Raw genomic sequence first — 19,627 nt, 5'->3', positions numbered from 1 at the left:
TATCCACAGGCCCGCGCCCGGTCGCGTGCCAGAACCGATACCGTGGACGGGTGAACCCCGGACCAGAAACGCCCACCACGCCCCAGGATGTCCTTCGTACTACCTTCGGGTACGAGCACTTTCGCGGAGACCAGGCCGAGATCATCGACCATGTGACCCGAGGTGGCGACGCCGTCGTGCTCATGCCTACAGGCGGTGGCAAGTCGCTGTGCTATCAGATCCCCGCGATCGTCCGGGAAGGCGTCGGAATCGTCATCTCGCCTCTGATCGCGCTCATGCAGGACCAAGTCGATGCCTTGGAAGCGGTCGGTGTCAGGGCCGCCTGCCTCAACTCGACCTTGGGGCCGGAAGAGGTTCGGGCAGTAGAACAGGGGCTGGTCAACAACGAATACGACCTCGTGTACCTGGCCCCCGAACGTCTGGTGCAGGCCCGAACGCTGGACCTCCTGGACAGGGTGCGTATCGGGCTCTTCGCCATCGACGAAGCGCACTGCGTGGCCCAGTGGGGCCACGACTTCCGCAAGGACTACCTCGGCCTCAGCGTGCTGGCCGGTCGTTTTCCCCGGGTCCCGCGTATAGCCCTGACCGCGACGGCGACCGAGGCAACCCACCGCGAGCTGACCCAGAACCTGGAGCTCGACGGTGCGCGACACTTCGTCTCGAGCTTCGACCGCCCCAATATCCAATACCGCATCACCGAGAAGAACAACGCCCGCCAACAATTGTTCGACCTGATCCGCACCGAGCACGACGGCGACGCCGGGATCGTCTACTGCCTCTCCAGGAAACGCGTCGAGCAGACCGCCACCTGGTTGCGGAAACAGGGGGTCGACGCCGTCGCGTACCACGCCGGGCTGAGCGAATCGGAGCGTGCCGAAGGGCAGCGCCGGTTTCTGCGGGAGGACGGGGTTGTGGTGGTCGCGACCATCGCCTTCGGCATGGGCATCGACAAGCCTGACGTCAGATTCGTGGCCCACCTGGACCTCCCCAAGTCGATCGAGGGTTACTACCAGGAGACGGGCCGCGCCGGACGCGACGGCCTCCCGGCGACCGCCTGGTTGGCGTACGGGCTCCAGGATGTCGTCCAGTTGCGTCGCATGATCGACGACTCCGAGGGCAGTGAAGACTTCCGGTGGATACAGCGACGCCACCTCGACGCGATGCTGGCCCTGTGCGAGACCACCGACTGTCGCCGCGTGCAGATCCTTCGCTATTTCGGCCAGGAGATCGAACCCTGCGGGAATTGCGACACCTGCCTGAACCCGCCCGCCTCGTGGGACGCGACCGTCCCTGTCCAGAAGCTGCTCTCCGCCATCGTGAGGCTGGACCGCGAACGCGGACAACGGTTCGGGGCCGGACAGATCATCGACATACTCCGTGGCAAGGAGAACGATCGGTCCACGCAGTACCGGCACGATGAACTGACCGTGTGGGGGATCGGCGCCGACATGAGCGAGGTTTCCTGGCGCGCCGTCGTCCGGCAAATTCTGGCCAGGGGCATCATCTCGACGACGGGGGAGTTCGGCGCCCTGGTCCTGACGCCCGCGGCCGGGCCGATTCTCCGCGGCGAAGAAACCTTGATGCTGCGGTCTGCCCCGGATCGCCCGGTGACCAAGAAGAGTCGGGGCAGGAAAGCGAGCGGTGCGTCGCTGGCTTCGGCGGAGCTGGACGACGCGCACAAGGCCGTCTTCGACAGCCTGCGGACGTGGCGGACCGGCCAGGCCAAGGCGCAGCAAGTGCCGGCCTACGTGGTCTTCCCGGACGCGACGCTGATCGAGATCGCCCGTTTGGCACCGTCCAGCCTCGCCGAATTGGGCGCGGTGAGCGGGATCGGCGAGAAAAAGCTCGAACACTACGGAGAAGCCGTGCTGTCCGTGGTCCGGGAGGCCTGACCGCACCCACGCGCATTCCCGCGATCGCTCTGGACGCCCCATGGACTGACTGCAACGATGGGGGAATGAACGAACCACAGGCACAGACTCACACCGCAGAAAAATCCGTGTCGGCGTCCGGATTCGTGGCGGCGTCGCCCCACGCCCTGTACGAATACTTGCGGGACCCGCGCAACCAGGCCGCTGTGGACGGATCCGGAATGATTCGGGCGGCCAGCGCGGACCCCGGGTCCGAGGGCGAGGCCGTGCAGGGAGCCCTGGACAGCGAGGGCCAAGTCTTCGTCATGGACATGCTCTGGACCGACGGCACCACGAAGTACCAGGTCGAGAACACCGTGACGCGGATCGGTGACGACGGCATCGAATGGTTGGTCGCGGATTACGGCAACGACCCGCAGGGATGGCGATGGGGGTGGCTCTTCGAGACGGCCGAGGGCGGCACGTCAGTGACCAACTACTGCGACTGGTCGGACATCACGGATCCCAAGGTCCTCGAGGCCAAAGGATTCCCGGTGGTCGATCCTGAGAAGATTGCAGTAACGGTTCGGAATCTCCAGGAGCGGTTCTCCTAGGCCGAGGCTTCCAGCTCCAGAAGTGTCGACTTGGCCTCGAGCCCGCCCACATATCCTCCCAAGGCTCCGTCGGTTCGCAGGACCCTGTGGCAGGGGACGACGACCGGCAGCGGGTTGGTCGCGCAGGCCGAACCGACGGCCCGGACCGCGCGAGGATTCCCGACCCTTTCGGCGAGATCCTTGTAACTGAGGGTCTCTCCGTACCCAATCCGGGGGAGGAATTCGTGCACCTCACCCCGGAACCCGTGGGACAGCGTCCGGTCCAGGCGCAGGTCGAAGCTCCGACGTCGGCCCCCGAAGTACTCGTCGATCTCCCGTGCCGGGGCATCCAACGCCGCAGGCGCCTCCAGGATGCGTGGGCTCACGCTGTCGGCAAGGGTATTCAGGACGGCGTCGAACCCTTCGTTCTCGAATGCCACGCGGAGCAGCCCGTTGTTCGTGGCGGCGAGCATCAACCGACCGAGAGGGGTCTCAAGAGTCCTGTAGGAAATGTCGACGACGCCGTCTTCCGGGGCTCGTCGCTCCAGACGCCGATGCAGTGCCTTCATGGTCTGATCATTCACCGGGAACGTGTCCGGGGTGAGTTCCTCTGGGGATGTCATGATGTGCCTCCCGTGTTCGCGTCGAGATCCAGGGGATCGTCTGCCTTGCCCGATGCGCCGAGTCGGTGGCGCAGGGCCCGCATTCCGTCCGACGACGCTCTCCTCACCGCCGCCGGTGTGCCTCCGATGATGCCGGCGACCTCTTCGTGGGGCAGCCCGCCGAGGTGGTGATAGGCCACCGCAAGTCGTTGCCGCTCGGGCAACGCATCGACGGCGACCCACAGCATGTCCTCGCGCTCCCGCGTCACGGCGGCGTCCGCGGGATCGATTCCGGTCCGTGGTCCCGCGTCGTCGTGCGTGGTGGATTCGGGCGGGGAAGCGGTCGGCGCCGCGCGCCGCGCCGAGGAGCGGACGACGTCGACGGCCTTGTTCCGTGCGACACGGACGAGCCACGCCTCGACGTTGGTCTCGGGCGGAAGCCCCTCCCAGACGGTCAGGGCCGCCATAAACGTCTCGGCCCAGGCGTCCTCCGCGTCCTGGCCGGGGCCCAGGACGGCGCGGCACACCCGCCACACCGTGGGGCCGTGGCGCCGAACAATCGTCTCGAACGGAATTTTCTGATCCATCATGAGGCAGTCGCGTCTCACCGCGCGGAAGTGAGGTGTCGTCCCAAAATTAATTTCATCAGCCTACTTCCCATCTATACCGCGGAATACCGGTTCCGAGGGCCCGTATTCGTGTTGACTGTCACAGACCCTCCCTCTAGCGTCAGTCGGGACAAAGTACGCCGCATGAGTGCGGTTGGGTCTACAGCGAGGCATTGGCCAACTATGGCACAGGAATCGAAGAACCATATTCACGCGAGTCGTACCAGCGTCAGCGACCCCTCGACCGCGCCCGCCCCGGTGGAACCGGACCTGAAGACGGTTCGGAAGGCCGTGGGAGCATCGGCGATCGGCAACGCCACGGAGTGGTTCGATTACGGTCTCTACGCGGTGTCCACCGCCTACCTGACGCATCACTTCTTCCCTGGGGGAAACGGGCAGCTCTGGACGCTGTCCCTGCTCGCCCTCTCGTTCATCATGCGACCCATTGGTGGCATAATCTGGGGGCCGATCGGCGACAAGCTCGGGCGCAAGGGCGTGCTGGCCATGACGATCGTGCTCATGGCGGGGGCGACCTTCTGCATCGGCCTGATCCCCGATGTGAATACCATCGGAGTCTTCGCACCGATCACGCTGGCCGTCCTGCGTGTCATCCAGGGCTTCTCCTCCGGCGGCGAATACGGGGGTGCTGCGACCTTCATGGCCGAGTACGCCCCGGACAAGCGTCGCGGATTCTACGGAAGCTTCCTCGAATTCGGGACTCTCGGAGGTTTCGCCTTCGGCTCGCTGATCGTGCTGATCGGTGAGCTCACGCTCGGCAACGACACGATGATGGAATGGGGATGGCGCGTTCCGTTCCTCGTCGCGGGTCCCCTCGGCCTGATCGGTTGGTACCTGAGGTCCAAACTCTCCGAATCGCCGATCTTCGAGGAGCTCGAGGACACGCAGAGGGAAAGCTCCATGGGCGGCGGACTCAGGGACCTGTTCACCGGCCACTTCCGTCAGATGTCGATCGTGTTCGGTCTCGTCGTGGCAGTCAACGTCGTCAACTACACGTTGTTGACCTACATGCCCACCTATTTGGAGAGCTCGGTCGGCATGGAGAGCTCCACGACCCTGACGGTCATGTTCATCGCCCAGTTCGCCATGATGCTCGTGATGCCCCTCGGCGGAGCGCTCTCGGACAAGATCGGCCGCAAACCGATGTGGTTCACCTCGATGATCGCCTTGTTCGTGCTGGCCGTGCCGATGTACATGCTCATGGCCCAGGGGTTCTGGTTCGCGCTGATCGGCTTCGCGGTGCTGGGCCTGCTCTACATTCCTCAGCTCAGCACCATTTCGGCGACGTTCCCGGCCATGTTCCCCGCCCCGGTGCGCTACGCCGGCTTTGCCATCTCCTACAACGTCTCGACGATGATCTTCGGCGGTACCTCGCCCATGGTCAACGAGGCCCTGATCGGTGCGACGGGCAACGACCTGGTCCCGGCCTATTACATGATGGGTGCCTGCCTGATTGGCTTCGTCGCGTCCCTGTTCATGAAGGAGACCAAGGGCGCGTCCCTGCGCGGAACCGATGTCCCGGAGACGGGCAAGGTTCCGGTCTTCGAGCCCGTGGCCGGGGCGGCGCGCTAACCGGCCGCGACGTCGTCGCCCGGAAAGAGGATCCGGGGAACGAACCACAGGAAAACGATCATCCCGAGCAACTCGATGATCGACTGCAAGATCACGACGACGGCCGCCAGGCCCCACCCGGCGGGAAGAGCGAGCGCGAGGGGCAGAACGACGAAGGAGTTCCGCGTACCGAAGGTGAAAGCCAGGGTGCGTGAGGGCTCCTTCGTCATGTGCAGGGCGCTGGCCATGGCCTTGGCCAGGACCAGGGCAACCACCAGGTAGGCCACGCACACGCGTCCGACCTGCGGCAACAGCTCCAGCGACGCCACGACCTCGCCCGCGTGCGATGTCATCACGCACAGGATGACCGCGGCGAGGAGCGGTACGGGCAGGACGCCGAGCTTCTCATGCCACAGAGCGGCACGCCGGCCGAGGGCCACGGAGCGTCGCCCTCGGTGCCCGTGCGAACGTTCGGGGCCCTCCGCGCGGGAGACCCGCGACATCAGAACCTCAGTGCCCGCGACCGTCGCCAACGGAACCAGGATGACGGCGGCGGCCGGGATCACGGCGCCGGCAGTCAGGATCGGTCCGGCGGAATCGCGGCCGAACAGGCTGATGTACAAGGGTACGAGCGGCAGCTGAATGAGCATGTTCAGGGGCGCCAGAGCCGTGGCACGGACGGAATCCCCGCGACCCAGGTGGGTGAAAGTGATGAACCAATCCGTGCAGGGCGCCACCAATGTCAGGAGAAGGCCCAGACGGGCGGCGGGAGAGTCCGGCGCCCAGTGGAGCAGTCCCCACGCCGCCAACGGGATCAGAAGAAAGTTGCCGACCAGCGCCGCCGCCAGGAACCGACCGTCCCGGACCGCGTGCGGAATCTCGGTCAGGGATACCTGAGAGAACGTCGCATACATCAGGAGGGCGAGCCCGGGCCATATCAGCGCCTCGGCGAATGGCCGGGAGCCGGGAAGACACAGGCCGAGACCGAGGCCGATCGCAATGGCGAGCAGGTATGCCCAGACCTGGTACTTTTCCATCCGGTTTCGGAACGAAGACACCCTAGTCGTCATCCGGGAACCCATCCGCCCCGTGGGTGTGAAAGCGTGCACCGTCCCGGTTGAAGATGCTGATGACCTCGGCTGCCTGGGGCCCGGCAGCGCACATGCTGTGCGGGGTGGTGGTGTCGAATTCGGCCGCTTCGCCGGGGTGGAGCGTGAGCTCGTCGTCCCCGAGTCGCAGCCGCAGGGTTCCCGACAGCACATACACCCAGTCGAACCCAGGGTGCACTCCCGGTTCGGACAACGTGCTCTGCGGTGGGTAGGTCATCTTGAATGCGTTGACGGGCGAAGCCTCCGGGCTCAGGGGCGCGATGAGCGTCCCGTTACGACGGTATGCGCGACGACGAACCCGCGGGTCCGGGGTGTCCGCGCGGACGAGCTCGTCGATCCCGATGCCGAGCTGCCGGGTCAGGGGCAGCAACAATTCGAGGCTCGATTGTCGCTTGCCGGACTCGAGCCTGGACAGCGTGCTCACGGACAAGCCTGCGCGATCCGCCAGCTCATCCAGGGTCCATCCCAGCCGTTGCCGTGCCGCCCGCAGTCGTGGGCCCACCTTGGACAACTGTTCGTCCACAGAAATCACTCCTTGCCATTTCAGCAAAACAGTTTGCCATATCTGAGTTCTCAGGTCTAGCGTCGAGATCATGGAAAACACATGGGATGTCATTGTTGTTGGCGGCGGGTCCGCAGGGCTCAGCACCGCGCTGATGCTGGGGCGCTCGCGGCGTCGGGCTCTCGTCCTGGACGAAGGGATGCCGCGGAACCGGTTCGCGGACCACATGCACGGAGTGCTCGGGCACGAAGGAAAGGACCCGGCACAGCTGTTGCGCGAGGGACGAGAGGAGGTCGCAGCCTACGGCGTCGAATTCGCCGAGGCCAGGGTCGAGCGGGTCGACCGGGACGGGCGCGACTTCGTACTCACGGACACCGAGGGGAAACGACGGGGCGCTCGCGCCGTCGTCGTGGCGACGGGCCTGACCGACGTTCTGCCCGAGATCCCGGGGCTGGCCGAACGGTGGGGAACCAGCGTACTGCACTGCCCCTACTGCCACGGCTGGGAATTCGGCGACCGGCGCCTCGGCCTGCTGGCCACGGCCCCGCACGACATCATGCGGGCCGAGTTGCTGCGGCAGTGGTCCGAGGACCTGACCGTCTTCACCTCCGGAATCGGCGGGGTCGACCCGGTCACCCAGGCGCGCCTCGAATCGCGGGGAGTCCGCCTGGTGCCTGAGCCGGTGGTCGGCGTGGACGGTCCCGGGCAGGACCTGACGGAGGTTCGCACCGAGAAGGGCGTGTATCCCATCGACGCCCTGTTCGCCGGCGGAGCCTTCCGCCCGCACGACGATTTCCTCGAATCCCTGGGGCCGGAGCGAGCGGACGGACCCATGGGCAACTTTCTGTCCGTGGACGAGTTCGGGGCCACCTCGGTCCCAGGGCTCTGGGCGATCGGCAATGTCGTCAATCCGGCGCTGACGGTTCCGGGAACGATGGGCGCGGGATCGACGACCGGAGGCATGGTGAACATGTACCTGGTCGGGCAGGACTTCGACGACGCCGCTCCCGAGCCCGCGAAGGACTTCTGGGAGAGCAGGTACCGGTCCCAGGACAGGATCTGGTCGGGGAACGCGAATGCGACCCTCGTCGACCTGCTCGATGGGATCGAGCCCGGGCGCGCGGTGGATCTCGGGTGCGGCGAAGGTGGCGACGTGCTGTGGCTCGCCGCCCGCGGGTGGAAGGCCACGGGGATCGATATCTCCGAGACGGCCGTCGACCGGGCACGTGGGGCGGCCCGGGACGCGCAGCTCGAGGATCGCGCCGCGTTTGTGGCCGAGGACCTCGAGCAGTGGACGCCATCGGAGGACCTCGACCTGGTCACGGGCAGTTTCTTCCAATCACCCGTGGCATTGGACCGCGTGGCCGTCCTTCGGCGGGCAAGCCGTGCCGTGGTCCGTGGCGGCCGGATATGCCTCCTGTCCCACGCGGCGCCTCCGCCGTGGGCAGAACATCATCACGACGCGGACTTCCCCGATCTGGGTGAGGAAGTGCGGGCCCTGGACCTCGGACCCGAATGGGAGACCGAGGTCCAGGAGGTCCGGAAGCGCGAGGCCGCCGACCCCGAGGGGAATCCGGCGGTTCTCGAGGACGCCGTGGTCGTGCTGCGGAAGAAGGCCTAGATTCTGTTCTCCTTCGGGATGATGATCCAGGCCACCACGTAGAAGATCGCCTGTGGGCCGGGGATCAGGAAGGACAGGAGGAACAGGAACCGGACCCAGTTCGGGCTCCAGTCGAGTGCCTCTGCGATGCCTCCGCAGACGCCGGCGATGACTTTGTGATTGCGTGATCTCTTGAGTGCCATGGTTCCCACGCTAGGGGCTCACGGGGACGGACGCAGTGGAGCGGGCACTACCTTTGTGGGTAGTGCCCGCTCCACGCGCATGATCTCAACGCAGCTTCAGTTTCCTGTACCTGCTGATGGCCCCATGGATTTCCTGCGGACGGGGCATTGCCAGGTCACCGCGGGGCCGGCCACCGCCGGTCAGATCGTCCAGGCCGTTCTTCCGAATTCGACGCCAGACACGCTCCACGGCGTCCACGAAGCCCAGCTGTCCGTCCAGTTCCCGCGAAACCGCCTCGATGCACTGGGCGATCGCGCTGGTCTGTGAAGGATCGACCAGCTGGGCAAGGTAGGCGACGTCGATATCCTCCCGGCCTACCTGAATCGTCCCGAGCCCCCGGGCGCGGGTGCTCTTTTTCTTGTCCGATGGGTCCAAGGCGCCGGCCGTGGGGATTCTCTCGTCGGACCCGACGAAGACACTGTCGGCCGATTCCGTGGTGCCCGCGTTCTCGGAGGCGTCGTCGGCTGCAATGCGATGGGCCCGGTCGGTGACCTCCGAGGGCGTGTATGCGTCCATGGCGATGACGTGGTCTGCCATGCCGAAGAAGGCCCCCGTGCCTCCGGCCACCAGGATCGTCGAAATATCCCGTTCATCCAGCAGGGGGCGGATGCGTTCGACAAAGGGGGTGATCGGTTCGGAGCCCGAGGGGATGAGCTGTCGCATCGCCGGGTCGCGAATCATGAAGTTGGTGGCCGAGGTGTCTTCGTCGATGAGGAGCAGCGACGTCCCGATTTCCAAGGATTCCGCCAGATTGGCGGCCTGCGACGTCGAGCCGGAGGCATTCGTGGTCGTGAAATGAGAGGTGTCGGCGCCGGACGGCAGGTTCGAGATGAAAGGCGAGATGTCCGTGCCGGTGACGGCCCGTCCGTCTTCGGCACGGATGCTCATCGCATCGGGCACAGTCAGGACCCACTCGCGGCCGTCGCCACCGATATGCGGGTACACCCCGCGTTCCATGGCCCTGAGCAGGGTGGATTTTCCGTGGTAGCCGCCGCCCACGATCACCGTGATCCCGCGGGGGACGCCCATGCCGGACACCGTCCGCCCGCTGGGCAGCGAGAAGTCGACTCGCATGCTGTCGGGGGAGCGGAAGGCCACGGCGTCACGAAGGGGCACGTCGGAGTTGCCCGATGCGCGGGGAAGAACGGCGTCGTCGCCCACGAAGGATATGAGACCGCGCTCCTTCAGCTCGGCCTGGAGCGCGAGCTGGTCCGTGTACAGCTCCATGTGGCGCTCGAGGGCCTCGGGATCCAAACCGTCCAACAGTGCGGATCCCTGAACGAGTTCGGGCAGGTCGTCCGTCAAAAGGTGCGCCGCGGCCCGCCCTTTGATGCGGCGCCCCGCCGCCGGCAGAGAAACCGAGAGGCGAACCTCGACCGAATCAGGCCGGACCACCACGCTGGACCGCTCGAGAACCTCTTGGCCCGGTTTGGTGATATTGATGCCGCGGTAGGAGCATCCGCACAGAGTCTTGGTGAGATGACGTGCGATGAAGTCCGCGGCGGCGACGCGCTCCTCGGGCTCGTTCTCCAGATGTTCGGGCAACGACGTCCCGTTCAGCGGAAGAATCACACGGGCCGAGGACGGCGGGGCGTACGGGTCGGACTGCACATGGTCGATCGCGAGGTCGAAGGTCCCGAAGTCGTAGGTGCCTCTGATGCGTTTGTAGGCGCCGTACCCATTGCCGTCGAGACGCTGGAGAGACGACCTGAGATCCTGCGAGGTTTGGTTCATTGATAGCTAATTCGGATCGGGGACATCGGTGCTTGGAAGTATAGTCGGTCACGAAATCACTGGAGAGGAATTGATTTATGACTACCCAAGTCAGCAAGCAGATCCAACTCGCGTCCCGGCCCAAGGGCTGGCCCTCCGAAGAAAATTTCGAGACCGTGTCGGTCGACCTTCCTGACCTGTCCGAGGGAGAGGTTCGCGTCCAGAACCTGTACATCTCCGTCGACCCGTACATGCGCGGTCGGATGTCCGCGGCCAAGAGCTACGTCGCACCGTTCGAGGTCGGCGAGACCATGACCGGCGGAGCGGTCGGCAAGGTCGTGGAATCCCGCAGCGACGACCTGTCCGAGGGCGCCCTCGTGCTGCACCAGTTCGGTTGGCGCGACGTCGCTCAGGCTCCGGCAGGACAGTTCAACGAGGTCCCGGAGATCCCCGGGGTTGCACCGTCCTTGTACCTCGGCATGCTGGGGCTCACGGGTCTGACGGCGTACGTCGGGCTCACCCGGGTCGCGAAGATGCAGGAGGACGACGTCGTGTTCGTGTCGGGCGCGGCCGGCGCCGTGGGCTCGGCCGTCGGCCAGATCGCCCAATTGCTCGGCGCGTCGAAGGTCATCGGTTCGGCAGGGAGCAAGGAGAAGACGGACGTGCTCGTGCAGAAGTACGGGTACGACGTCGCGCTGAACTACAAGGACGCACCGATCCGGGAACAGCTGCCCAAGGCAGCTCCGAACGGCATCGACGTCTACTTCGACAATGTCGGCGGCGACCACCTCGAGGCCGCCCTGGATGTTCTGAACCGTTACGGCCGGGCGGCGCTGTGCGGTGCGATCAGCCAGTACAACAACACGGAACCGGACCCGGGCCCGGACAACATGGCGAATTTCGTCAAGCAGTCGCTGGGCTTCAAGGGGTTCATCGTCAGCGACTACATGGAGTACGCCGGCGAATTCCAGGAGCGGATGAGCGCCTGGATCCGTGAGGGCAAGATCCGGTACGACGAGACCGTCGTCGACGGCCTCGACAACGCGACCGACGCCTTCATCTCGATGATGCAGGGAGCCAATACCGGCAAGATGGTGGTCCGTATCCAGGACTGAAGCCGGTGGGGCTACCCGAACGCATCGACCGAGCCTCGGATGATCGTTCGGGTGGCCCCTCCCACCCACACGTTCTCGTGATCGGCCTCGACGCGAACCATGCCGCGTCGACCCAGGGCCGTGCCCTGGCGTGCCACGTAGGTGGCGGGGGCTCGTCCCTCACGAATCAGCCACTGCGCCAATCCCGCGTTGAGGCTTCCCGTGACCGGATCTTCCTGACTGCCGTCACCCGCGCCGAAGGCGCGCACCTCCACGTCCGCGGGGGAATCGGGAGAGTCGAAGAATCCCACGACGCCGATCTTGAACTGGCTCTCTCCGATCTCGCTCATGCGCGGTCGGAGGCCGAGCACGTCATCGGCCGAGGGAAGGACGACGCCGACCCACCCGGGGCCGTTGTCGATCCAGCGCATGGCTTCGATGCGGGCGACGTCGATATCGAGGAGCCGAGCAACCGTGCTTCGCGTGCTCTCGTCGGCGGGCTCGTCCCGCACCAGAGGCGGCGCCGCGAAGAAGAGCGCGTCGTCGGATCGGCGCACCGTGATCAGTCCGGCGGCGGTCTCCTGGACGAGCTCGGTCTCGGAGCCGGGCCGGCCGCCGGCTTCGAGCCACGCGTGGGCCGTGCCGAGCGTGGGATGGCCCGCGAAGGGCAGTTCCCTCTGGGGAGTGAAGATGCGAACTCTGTAGTCGGCACCGGGCTGCGTCGGCCTCAAGAGAAACGTGGTCTCCGAGAGATTGGTCCAGTGGGCGAAGGTCTGCATCTGCTGGTCCGTGAGCCGGTCGGCATCGTGAACCACGGCAACGGGGTTTCCGGGTTGCGGTCCCGGTGCGAAGACGTCGACCTGTCGGAATGCTCGTGACATAGTTTTCCTCTCTTCTCGCCCGAAGCCGTTGCCCAGGCACCCCGGTGCTTGTGGTGAGGTGGCTCATATCCGATACGCTCGGTATCGTGAAGTGATCGGTGGGTTCACCCCTCCGGATCCAGAGTACGCGGCGCCGGAAGGTGCCGTGGGGAGGAGTCTCGAGTGACAGCCGAATCGTCCACGACCGCGGAGACGGTTGCCGAACCCGAGCGCTTCGAACTGACCAGTGAGCGGGGTCTGCCGATTTCGGTGTCGAGCTGGGGCGACTGGGCTTCGGCCGAAGGTGTGGTCCTGGTGGTTCCGGCCATAGCCACTCGCGCTCGGCATTACAACGCGTTTGCTCGCTGGCTCGTGGGCCAAGGGTTTGTGGCCGTGACCTTCGACTTTTCCGGCTACGGGGATTCCCTCCGGGGACCGCTCAAGGACTCGCCGGTGGACATCCTGGATTGGGCGCGGGACGCGCGCACCGTTCTCGACTGGGTCGCTGAGAAAGATGCGACGCTGCCCGTGACCTGGGTCGGTCACAGCCTGGGCGGCCAACTTCTGGGCCTTGCCGGTGACCGCGGCGTAACACAGAGCATTTTTGTCGCGACCGGTGTCGGATCCGGCTGGAAGTCCCCCTGGCAGACCGCCGTGCCGGGAATGGTGATGTTTTTCCTCGTCGGGCCGATCGCTCAGAAGCTCTGCGGCTACTATCCGGGGCGCCGGCTCAGGTTCTTCGGGAACCTTCCCTCCGGTGTGATGAGTCAGTGGAGAACATGGGTCGCCTACCCTCGGTATATCCTGGGGGAGCGGCCGTGGCTGGCTCCGCGGTACGCGAGCATCACGTCGCCGATCACCGCGGTGTCCTTCACCGACGACGTCGTCATGTCCAAGGCGGCGCTGCGGATGTTGCTGTCCTTCTATTCGGGGGCCCGAAAGATGCATTTTCGGTTCTCGCCGAAGAGGTTGGGGGTCGGGTCAATCGGCCACATGGGGCCGTTCCGGGCCGCGAGCGCCGGCATCTGGAGTGCCGTTTTTCTTCCATTTCTCGCGAAACGCCGGGGGTCACCGGCAGATAATTAGCAAAGCTAAGTTTCTTGGGGTATAATGGGTGGCATGTCAGACTCGCACCTGAATACCAGTCCTTCGGAAGCCCACGAACTGTCCGCTTCCGACTCCGAAAAAGCTACGGAATTGATCGTGCTGGCCAGCCGATTCGTTCGCGCGGCATCCCGTCACAGCGGCCGTGAGCGCTCGACCATTGTCCTGCGCACACTCTCGAACCTGAGCCTGGCGGGACCCATGCGGATCGGCGACCTCGCCAGTGCGGAACACATCACTCAGCCGACCATGACCGGTGTGCTGAAGCGCCTGGAGGCCGAAGGCCTCGTCAAGAGGAAAGCGGATCCGTTCGACGGTCGTGCTCAGCTCATCGATATCACCCCGACGGGCAAGGAGGCTCTCGACGACTTCCGCAAGAAGGCCACGCGGCGAATTCAGCCCGCGCTGGCCCAGCTGACCCTCGAAGAGCGGCAGACCCTGTGGAGGGCCTCGGGCATCTTCGAGGCCCTGAGCAAGCAGCTCGACGTCTTGTAGCAATCACCAGAATCCGATCGGGGCCCGCGCGAACTGGCGAGGCTCCGGTCGGATCCACCGGGAAATCACTCTGGAGTTGCCAGGGTGCTTTCTTTTGCATATTTATATAGTGAGGCAATGTGTGACGGTTTCGCACCGAAGCGGTCGCACGCAGTGGAGGAAAAACCCAATGAGTACCAGTACACCTACCGGATCGCATCCCGTGGTGGAGACACGGATTCAGGAGCCCGAACCGGCCCCGGAGAAGAAGCAGTCCATCCTGCGTCAGCCCATTGCGGTATGGGCGATCGCATTCGCCTGCATGGTCTCCTTCATGGGTATCGGGTTGGTCGACCCGATCCTGCCCGCCATCAGCAAGGAGTTGGACGCGAGTGCGGGGCAGACCATGTTGCTCTTCACGAGCTATCTCTTCATCACGGGCATTGCCATGTTCTTCACCGGCTGGGTATCCAGTCGCATTGGCGTCAAGACGACCCTTCTGGTCGGTCTGATTCTGATCATCGCTTTCGCCGCGCTGGCGGGCGCATCCGGAACCGTTGGCGAGATCATCGGCTTCCGTGCAGGGTGGGGCCTGGGCAACGCGTTGTTCATTTCCACGGCGCTCTCGGCCATCGTCGGAGCCGCGGCGGGTGGAAGCAGTCAGGCCGTGATGCTGTACGAGGCCGCTCTCGGCGTCGGTATGGCCGTGGGTCCGCTCGTCGGTGGGCTGTTGGGCTCCATTTCCTGGCGTGGTCCGTTCTTCGGTACGGCGGCACTCATGGCCATCGGGTTCATCGCGATCATCAGCCTTCTGCGGGCACCCAAGAAGGACGCGTCCGCACCCGTTCAGAAGCACGCCTTCACCGCGGGTCTCAAGGCCCTCAAGGACCCTGCGCTGCGCGTTCTGGCTTTTACGGCCCTGTTCTACAACTTCGCCTTCTTCGTGCTCCTGGCCTACAGCCCTTACCCGCTCGAGGCGGCCGCGGCGAAGCACGGCACTGAATTCGGAGCCCACGAACTCGGCCTGGTCTTCTTCGGTTGGGGCGTCGCCCTGGCCATCGCTTCCGTCTTCCTTGCGCCGATCCTGACACGTCGGTTCGGGCTCCGCCCGGTACTGTTCGCGATGCTGGGGCTTCTGGCGGTCATGATGGCGTGTGCCGCGGTGTCGCACGAATCCGTGGTCGCCTTGATCGTGTTCATCGTGATCGCCGGTCTGGGGCAGGGTGTTATGAACACCGCGCTCACCGAGACGGTCATGGAAGCGACAAGCCTGCCGCGGTCGATCGCGTCGTCCACGTACTCAGGTGTGCGTTTCATCGGCGGTGCTATCGCCCCCGCGGTCGCCGGGCCCGTGTCCGACGCGGTGGGAGCCGGCGCCCCTTACTGGATGGCTGTGGCGACTCTTGCGGTGTCCATCCTGGTGCTCGTCTTCGGCGGCCATCTCCTGACCCGTGCCCAGCGTCCTCACGAGACGGCCGTTGCTGAGGCCGAAGCGATCACCCGCGGGGCCGACTGACCGCCACAGCATTGCCTGGTGACCGCGTTGCCCAGGAGCCAAGTCCAGGACCGACCGTCGGGGGTCTCTCCGGCGGTCGTTCTTTTTGAGGCCAGCCATGCCCGGTGGCCCGTGCTCACGTCTCCGAACGACCGCAGGCCATCTTGGGATTGGGTCCGGAACGCTGTCAGTCGGCCACGAACGCGTGGCGGTGACCGTCTGGCGCATAGATCTTCGACACGGCCCGCTTGTGGCTTCCCACCCAGTGTGTGTCGACGATGCCCACCGCTTCCATGAGCGCGAAGATCGTCGTGGGCCCGACGAAGCGGAATCCGTGTTTCTTCAGCGCCCGGGCGAGGGCAACGGACTCGGGGGACTGGGTGGGAACCTCGTCGGCGCGAGTCGGAGAGGGCGTGGTCTCCGGGGCATGGGACCACACGAGAGCCGGAAGTCCGGAAGCTATCTGCAAGGAGTCGCCGTCCTGCAGCGGGAGCGAGAACCCTTGGAGCATCGGATCCTGCTCCGCTGCTTCCCGAAGTTCCAGAGTTGCCCGGGCGTTGCCGATCGCGGCCATGATCTTGGGTCTGCTTCTGATGATGGAAGCGTCCTGGAGAAGTTCCTCAACGGTCTGATCGGTGTACTTTGCGACGACGTCGGGGTCGAAATCGGCGAAAGCTCGGCGGAATGCGTCCCTCCGGGCGAGGATCGTCGCCCAGGAGAGCCCGGCCTGGAAACCCTCCAGGCACACGCGTTCGTAGAGGCCCGCTTCCGAGATCACGGGCAGGCCCCACTCGTGGTCGTAGTACTCCCGCATCATTGCGCTGCCGTTGGCCCATGCGGTCCGAGGCAGATTCCGGCTGTTCGCCGTCGAATCGTCCGAGGCCGCCGTGCCTGAAGAAGGCGAAGCCGTCATTGCTTGTCCCATCCCGTCATCCGCAGGGTCATGTTGAACCGGCCGCTCCGTACAGGGCAGTCCGCAGGTGCCGTATTCGGCAGAATTCGTGGCACACCGTGGAACATGTAGCGGCTCGGTCCACCGAAAACTATCAGGTCGCCGGAGGCCAGCCGGATGTCCCGGTACGGTTTGGACTTCGTTTGTGGATTTCCGACCCTGAAAATCGCGGTATCCCCAACGCTGAAACTGACCACGGGCTCGCTGGAACGCTCGTCCTTGTCCTGGTGCATACCCATTCTGGCGGTCGGCTCGTAATAGTTGATGAGCACGACGTCGGGCGTGTAGTCGCCGGCCCACGCCGCAACCTCCTTTTCGGAGAGGGCGGGCCAACTTCCGCCGTGGCTGGGGGAGTAGGCCTCCTGGACGGCTTTCCTCCCCCAACGGACGAGCCAGTCGGGAACCGGGAGCGGTGCCGCATCATCGAAGTGCCTCGCCCTCGGGGCGAGACCGCTCGAATCCCAATGCCAGCCGAGCGTCGTCAACCGGACCGACATCGGGTGTCCATTGATGAGGGGTGAATGCGGAGGAATCGGGCCCCGACCCCAGTCGTCCCATTGCCGCGCGAGCCAGGACTGACTCCGCGGCGTCAACCATCCGGGCAGATGCATGACGCCCGGCACGACCTCCCGCGGTTCGCGGTCGAAGGCATCGTCCGAAAACAGTCCTTCGGTCTCGGTCATCGCGCGTCCTTTCCGCACCGGGGCCCGGAGCCGAACACGGACTCCGGGCCATAACGAGCGAAACCCCGGACCACGCCGGTCGGGTTGACCCGACCGAGCGCGATCCGGGGTTCGAATCAGCACCTCACAGGCTACTCGGTGGATGTATCCTCATCCACCCAGTCGAAGGTCCGCGTGACGGCCTTCTTCCAGAGCCGGTACTGGCGCTCGACTTCCTTGTTGTCCATCTCAGGCGTCCAGCGCTTGTCCTCCTGCCAGTTGGCGACGACGTCGTCCTCGCCCTTCCAGAAGCCGACGGCGATACCAGCGGCGTACGCGGCGCCGAGGGCCGTGGTCTCGACGACCTTCGGCCGGATCACCGGTACACGCAACAAGTCCGCCTGGAACTGCATCAGGAATTCGTTGGCGGTCATGCCGCCGTCGACACGCAACTCGGTCAGATCGACCCCGGAATCCGCGTTCATCGCGTCGATGACCTCGCGGGTCTGGAACGCCGTCGCCTCGAGGGCCGCCCGGACGATATGAGCCTTCTTGACGTACCGGGTCATGCCGACGAGCACCCCGCGGGCGTCCGGGCGCCAGTAGGGCGCGAACAGCCCCGAGAACGCCGGGACGAAGTAGGTCCCGCCCGAATCCTCAACCGATGTCGCGAGGGCCTCGGAGTCCGCTGCACTGTCGATCAGCTCCAGGTTGTCGCGCAACCACTGGATCAGTGACCCGGAGACCGCGATGGACCCCTCGAGCGCGTAGACCTGCTTCTGGTCCCCGATCTTGTACGCGACCGTGGTCAGCAACCCGTTCTCCGAGAACACCGGGTCGGTGCCCGTGTTCATGAGCATGAAGTTGCCGGTGCCGTAGGTGTTCTTGGACTGGCCTTCCCCGAAGCAGGCCTGGCCGAAGGTCGCTGCCTGCTGATCGCCCAGAATGCCGGCGATCGGGGTTCCCCGCAGGAAGCCACGGGCACGACCGTATCCGTACACCTCGGCGGAGGACTTGATCTCCGGCAGCATCGACATCGGAATTCCGAAGTCGTCCGCGATGTCCTTCTCCCACTCGAGGGTGCGAATGTTCATGAGCATCGTGCGCGAAGCGTTCGTCACGTCGGTCACGTGCACGCCGCCCTCGGGTCCGCCGGTCAGATTCCACAGGACCCACGAGTCCGTGGTTCCGAACAGCAGGTCGCCCTTCTCGGCGCGCTCGCGGGCACCCTCGACGTTGTCCAGGATCCACTTGACCTTGGGGCCGGCGAAGTAGGTGTTCAGGGACAGACCCACGCGATCGTGGTACTTGTCGTAGCCCTCGTCACCGGCGAGCTCGTCGCAGATCTTCTGGGTCCGGGTGTCCTGCCACACGATCGCGTTGTACACGGGTTCGCCGGTGTTCTTGTCCCAGACGACCGCGGTCTCCCTCTGGTTCGTGATACCAACCGATGCGATTTCGTGGTGGTTGATCTCGGCGTCGGAGAAGCAGTCAGCAACGGACTTGCGGACGTTGCGCCAGATCTCGAGCGGGTCGTGCTCGACCCAGCCGGCCCGCGGGAAAATCTGCTCGTGCTCGTACTGGCCGACCGTGATGATCTGGCCGTTCTTGTCGAAGACTATGGCCCGGGAGCTGGTCGTTCCCTGGTCAATGGCGAGGATGTATTTCTTGTTTGTATTCATAGTCTCGGAGAACAACGCGTTGTTCCTTGTGCCGTCTTTCTGGTTGGTCATTCGGATTGCCTTTCCTGATGGGCCGCGTCCTTGCGGCCCGGTTTTCTAGAGGGCCACCATGAGCGGAACCACCAGGGCCGCGAGGAGACCGCCGACGATCGGTCCGAAGACCGGGATCCAGGAGTAGGACCAGTCGGAGGACCCCTTGCCACGAATCGGGAGGATCGCGTGAGCGATGCGCGGCCCCAGGTCACGGGCGGGGTTGATCGCATAGCCGGTCGGTCCGCCGAGCGAGATGCCGATGGCCAGCACGACGAGAGCGACCGGAAGCGGTCCGATCTCGCTAGGAGTCTTGTCGGAAAAGAGGATGAACGCAATCAGCACGAAGGTCGCGATGACCTCCGTGAAGAAGTTCCAGCCGTAAGCCCGGATCTCCGGACCGGTCGAGAAGACGCCGAGTTTGTCGGCGGCAGGTGCCTCGAGGTCGAAGTGCTTCTTGTGCGTCAGATAGACGAGGATGGCGCCGACGATCGCGCCGACCATCTGGGCGACAATGTAGATGACCACATTGCCGAAGGTCGCGGGGATTCCGTCGCTGAGATCCTTGTGGGCGGCCCAGAAGGACAAGGTGACCACGGGGTTCAGATGGCCGCCGGTCGCGTAGGCCGCGTACGCTCCCGCATACACGCCCAGTGCCCAACCGAAAGCGACCATGAGCCAGCCACCGGCGTTGTTCTTGGTGCGAGACAGGACCTGACCGGCCACGACGCCGCAACCCAGCAGGACCAGCAAGAGGGTCCCGATGAATTCTGAGGCGAACATGCCGAGCGTTGTCGGTACCCCGTTGTCCAGCAGTTGCGGGGCGAAGCCGAGGATCCCGGTGGACCCGTCGGCGAGCAATGAACCGGTCATGACCGCTCACTT

At 65.1% G+C, this 19,627-nt stretch carries 19 protein-coding genes; 8 read left to right on the top strand and 11 right to left on the bottom strand.

Annotated features, from left to right (window positions below; genetic code table 11):
• The first annotated feature begins 50 nt into the window (after nucleotides 1-50).
• Nucleotides 51-1,892 carry a DNA helicase RecQ gene (gene recQ / locus EWU68_RS06820; protein ID WP_129315372.1) on the top strand — a complete coding sequence of 614 codons (1,842 nt, stop codon included), beginning with the start codon at nucleotides 51-53 and terminating at the stop codon, nucleotides 1,890-1,892.
• Between the two features lie 65 nt (nucleotides 1,893-1,957).
• Nucleotides 1,958-2,464, top strand: a complete 507-nt coding sequence (locus EWU68_RS06815; RefSeq protein ID WP_129315371.1) for an SRPBCC family protein — start codon at nucleotides 1,958-1,960, stop codon at nucleotides 2,462-2,464.
• Here EWU68_RS06815 and EWU68_RS06810 read toward each other — a convergent pair.
• Both EWU68_RS06810 and EWU68_RS06805 read right to left on the bottom strand, forming a co-directional pair.
• On the bottom strand, nucleotides 2,461-3,066 hold the full coding sequence (locus EWU68_RS06810) for a methylated-DNA--[protein]-cysteine S-methyltransferase (RefSeq protein WP_129315370.1): 606 nt from the start codon (nucleotides 3,064-3,066) through the stop codon (nucleotides 2,461-2,463). The genes EWU68_RS06815 and EWU68_RS06810 overlap by 4 nt on opposite strands.
• A complete protein-coding gene (locus tag EWU68_RS06805; RefSeq protein ID WP_129315407.1) occupies nucleotides 3,063-3,632 on the bottom strand; it encodes an RNA polymerase sigma factor in 570 nt (189 codons plus the stop codon). Before EWU68_RS06805 ends, EWU68_RS06810 begins: the two co-directional genes overlap by 4 nt.
• 204 nt (nucleotides 3,633-3,836) lie before the next feature.
• On the opposite strand from EWU68_RS06805, the gene EWU68_RS06800 reads away from it, so the two are divergent.
• The gene (locus EWU68_RS06800) at nucleotides 3,837-5,243 is read left to right on the top strand and encodes an MFS transporter (RefSeq protein ID WP_129315369.1); all 1,407 of its coding nucleotides are present in this window, start codon (nucleotides 3,837-3,839) and stop codon (nucleotides 5,241-5,243) included.
• Here the strand turns inward: EWU68_RS06800 and EWU68_RS06795 are convergent.
• Both EWU68_RS06795 and EWU68_RS06790 read right to left on the bottom strand, forming a co-directional pair.
• The gene (locus EWU68_RS06795; protein WP_202976697.1) at nucleotides 5,240-6,280 is read right to left on the bottom strand and encodes an arsenic resistance protein; all 1,041 of its coding nucleotides are present in this window, start codon (nucleotides 6,278-6,280) and stop codon (nucleotides 5,240-5,242) included. The two genes, EWU68_RS06800 and EWU68_RS06795, sit on opposite strands and share 4 nt — an antisense overlap.
• 1 nt (nucleotide 6,281) lies before the next feature.
• Nucleotides 6,282-6,854 (bottom strand): helix-turn-helix domain-containing protein, encoded by a 573-nt coding sequence (locus EWU68_RS06790; protein WP_238692362.1) that lies wholly within the window; start codon nucleotides 6,852-6,854, stop codon nucleotides 6,282-6,284.
• Nucleotides 6,855-6,924: 70 nt separating this feature from the next.
• Here EWU68_RS06790 and EWU68_RS06785 point away from each other — a divergent pair, with 70 nt between their 5' ends.
• The gene (locus EWU68_RS06785) at nucleotides 6,925-8,454 is read left to right on the top strand and encodes an FAD-dependent oxidoreductase (protein WP_129315366.1); all 1,530 of its coding nucleotides are present in this window, start codon (nucleotides 6,925-6,927) and stop codon (nucleotides 8,452-8,454) included.
• On the opposite strand, the gene EWU68_RS06780 is transcribed toward EWU68_RS06785, so the two are convergent.
• Both EWU68_RS06780 and EWU68_RS06775 read right to left on the bottom strand, forming a co-directional pair.
• Nucleotides 8,451-8,636, bottom strand: coding sequence for a PspC domain-containing protein (locus EWU68_RS06780; RefSeq protein ID WP_129315365.1), 186 nt, complete (start codon nucleotides 8,634-8,636; stop codon nucleotides 8,451-8,453). The genes EWU68_RS06785 and EWU68_RS06780 overlap by 4 nt on opposite strands.
• Before the next feature lie 85 nt (nucleotides 8,637-8,721).
• Nucleotides 8,722-10,410, bottom strand: coding sequence for an ABC-ATPase domain-containing protein (locus EWU68_RS06775; protein WP_129315364.1), 1,689 nt, complete (start codon nucleotides 10,408-10,410; stop codon nucleotides 8,722-8,724).
• Nucleotides 10,411-10,487: 77 nt separating this feature from the next.
• Between EWU68_RS06775 and EWU68_RS06770 the strand changes: the two genes are divergently transcribed.
• On the top strand, nucleotides 10,488-11,504 hold the full coding sequence (locus tag EWU68_RS06770) for an NADP-dependent oxidoreductase (RefSeq protein WP_129315363.1): 1,017 nt from the start codon (nucleotides 10,488-10,490) through the stop codon (nucleotides 11,502-11,504).
• 11 nt (nucleotides 11,505-11,515) lie between these two features.
• On the opposite strand, the gene EWU68_RS06765 is transcribed toward EWU68_RS06770, so the two are convergent.
• Nucleotides 11,516-12,364 (bottom strand): PhzF family phenazine biosynthesis protein, encoded by an 849-nt coding sequence (locus tag EWU68_RS06765; RefSeq protein WP_129315362.1) that lies wholly within the window; start codon nucleotides 12,362-12,364, stop codon nucleotides 11,516-11,518.
• Between the two features lie 162 nt (nucleotides 12,365-12,526).
• Here EWU68_RS06765 and EWU68_RS06760 point away from each other — a divergent pair, with 162 nt between their 5' ends.
• The 3 genes from EWU68_RS06760 to EWU68_RS06750 all read left to right on the top strand — a co-directional run bounded on the left by EWU68_RS06760 (nucleotide 12,527) and on the right by EWU68_RS06750 (nucleotide 15,437).
• Nucleotides 12,527-13,429: an alpha/beta hydrolase family protein gene (locus EWU68_RS06760; RefSeq protein WP_129315361.1), complete on the top strand. Its 903-nt coding sequence runs from the start codon at nucleotides 12,527-12,529 to the stop codon at nucleotides 13,427-13,429.
• 33 nt (nucleotides 13,430-13,462) lie between these two features.
• Complete coding sequence (locus EWU68_RS06755; RefSeq protein WP_162421382.1) at nucleotides 13,463-13,942, top strand: MarR family winged helix-turn-helix transcriptional regulator; 480 nt, start codon at nucleotides 13,463-13,465, stop codon at nucleotides 13,940-13,942.
• A gap of 169 nt (nucleotides 13,943-14,111) precedes the next feature.
• Nucleotides 14,112-15,437: an MFS transporter gene (locus EWU68_RS06750; RefSeq protein WP_129315359.1), complete on the top strand. Its 1,326-nt coding sequence runs from the start codon at nucleotides 14,112-14,114 to the stop codon at nucleotides 15,435-15,437.
• 166 nt (nucleotides 15,438-15,603) lie between these two features.
• On the opposite strand, the gene EWU68_RS06745 is transcribed toward EWU68_RS06750, so the two are convergent.
• The 4 genes from EWU68_RS06745 to EWU68_RS06730 form a co-directional block, all read right to left on the bottom strand.
• Nucleotides 15,604-16,329, bottom strand: a complete 726-nt coding sequence (locus EWU68_RS06745) for a DNA-3-methyladenine glycosylase I (RefSeq protein WP_129315358.1) — start codon at nucleotides 16,327-16,329, stop codon at nucleotides 15,604-15,606.
• Nucleotides 16,326-17,051, bottom strand: coding sequence for an alpha-ketoglutarate-dependent dioxygenase AlkB (locus EWU68_RS06740; protein ID WP_129315357.1), 726 nt, complete (start codon nucleotides 17,049-17,051; stop codon nucleotides 16,326-16,328). Before EWU68_RS06740 ends, EWU68_RS06745 begins: the two co-directional genes overlap by 4 nt.
• A 131-nt stretch (nucleotides 17,052-17,182) precedes the next feature.
• The gene (gene glpK, locus EWU68_RS06735) at nucleotides 17,183-18,712 is read right to left on the bottom strand and encodes a glycerol kinase GlpK (RefSeq protein ID WP_129315406.1); all 1,530 of its coding nucleotides are present in this window, start codon (nucleotides 18,710-18,712) and stop codon (nucleotides 17,183-17,185) included.
• A 96-nt stretch (nucleotides 18,713-18,808) separates the two neighbouring features.
• The gene (locus tag EWU68_RS06730) at nucleotides 18,809-19,615 is read right to left on the bottom strand and encodes an MIP/aquaporin family protein (protein WP_129315356.1); all 807 of its coding nucleotides are present in this window, start codon (nucleotides 19,613-19,615) and stop codon (nucleotides 18,809-18,811) included.
• Nucleotides 19,616-19,627 lie beyond the last annotated feature (12 nt).

This window comes from Rothia koreensis (assembly GCF_004136575.1).
GTDB lineage: Bacteria > Actinomycetota > Actinomycetes > Actinomycetales > Micrococcaceae > Rothia > Rothia koreensis.
The sequence above is the reverse complement of the archived record's forward strand: the minus strand, read 5'-3'. Positions and strand labels throughout refer to the sequence as shown.

Excerpts from the sequence above, each read along its gene's own strand:
- EWU68_RS06810 (WP_129315370.1), bottom strand. The coding sequence starts at position 3,066 with ATGACATCCCCAGAGGAACTCACCCCGGACACGTTCCCGGTGAATGAT.
- EWU68_RS06780 (WP_129315365.1), bottom strand. The coding sequence starts at position 8,636 with ATGGCACTCAAGAGATCACGCAATCACAAAGTCATCGCCGGCGTCTGC.
- glpK (WP_129315406.1), bottom strand. The coding sequence starts at position 18,712 with ATGAATACAAACAAGAAATACATCCTCGCCATTGACCAGGGAACGACC.
- EWU68_RS06755 (WP_162421382.1), top strand. The coding sequence starts at position 13,463 with ATGTCAGACTCGCACCTGAATACCAGTCCTTCGGAAGCCCACGAACTG.
- EWU68_RS06765 (WP_129315362.1), bottom strand. The coding sequence starts at position 12,364 with ATGTCACGAGCATTCCGACAGGTCGACGTCTTCGCACCGGGACCGCAA.
- EWU68_RS06740 (WP_129315357.1), bottom strand. The coding sequence starts at position 17,051 with ATGACCGAGACCGAAGGACTGTTTTCGGACGATGCCTTCGACCGCGAA.
- EWU68_RS06730 (WP_129315356.1), bottom strand. The coding sequence starts at position 19,615 with ATGACCGGTTCATTGCTCGCCGACGGGTCCACCGGGATCCTCGGCTTC.
- EWU68_RS06770 (WP_129315363.1), top strand. The coding sequence starts at position 10,488 with ATGACTACCCAAGTCAGCAAGCAGATCCAACTCGCGTCCCGGCCCAAG.
- EWU68_RS06775 (WP_129315364.1), bottom strand. The coding sequence starts at position 10,410 with ATGAACCAAACCTCGCAGGATCTCAGGTCGTCTCTCCAGCGTCTCGAC.
- EWU68_RS06800 (WP_129315369.1), top strand. The coding sequence starts at position 3,837 with ATGGCACAGGAATCGAAGAACCATATTCACGCGAGTCGTACCAGCGTC.
- EWU68_RS06785 (WP_129315366.1), top strand. The coding sequence starts at position 6,925 with ATGGAAAACACATGGGATGTCATTGTTGTTGGCGGCGGGTCCGCAGGG.
- EWU68_RS06750 (WP_129315359.1), top strand. The coding sequence starts at position 14,112 with ATGAGTACCAGTACACCTACCGGATCGCATCCCGTGGTGGAGACACGG.
- EWU68_RS06815 (WP_129315371.1), top strand. The coding sequence starts at position 1,958 with ATGAACGAACCACAGGCACAGACTCACACCGCAGAAAAATCCGTGTCG.
- EWU68_RS06805 (WP_129315407.1), bottom strand. The coding sequence starts at position 3,632 with ATGGATCAGAAAATTCCGTTCGAGACGATTGTTCGGCGCCACGGCCCC.
- EWU68_RS06745 (WP_129315358.1), bottom strand. The coding sequence starts at position 16,329 with ATGACGGCTTCGCCTTCTTCAGGCACGGCGGCCTCGGACGATTCGACG.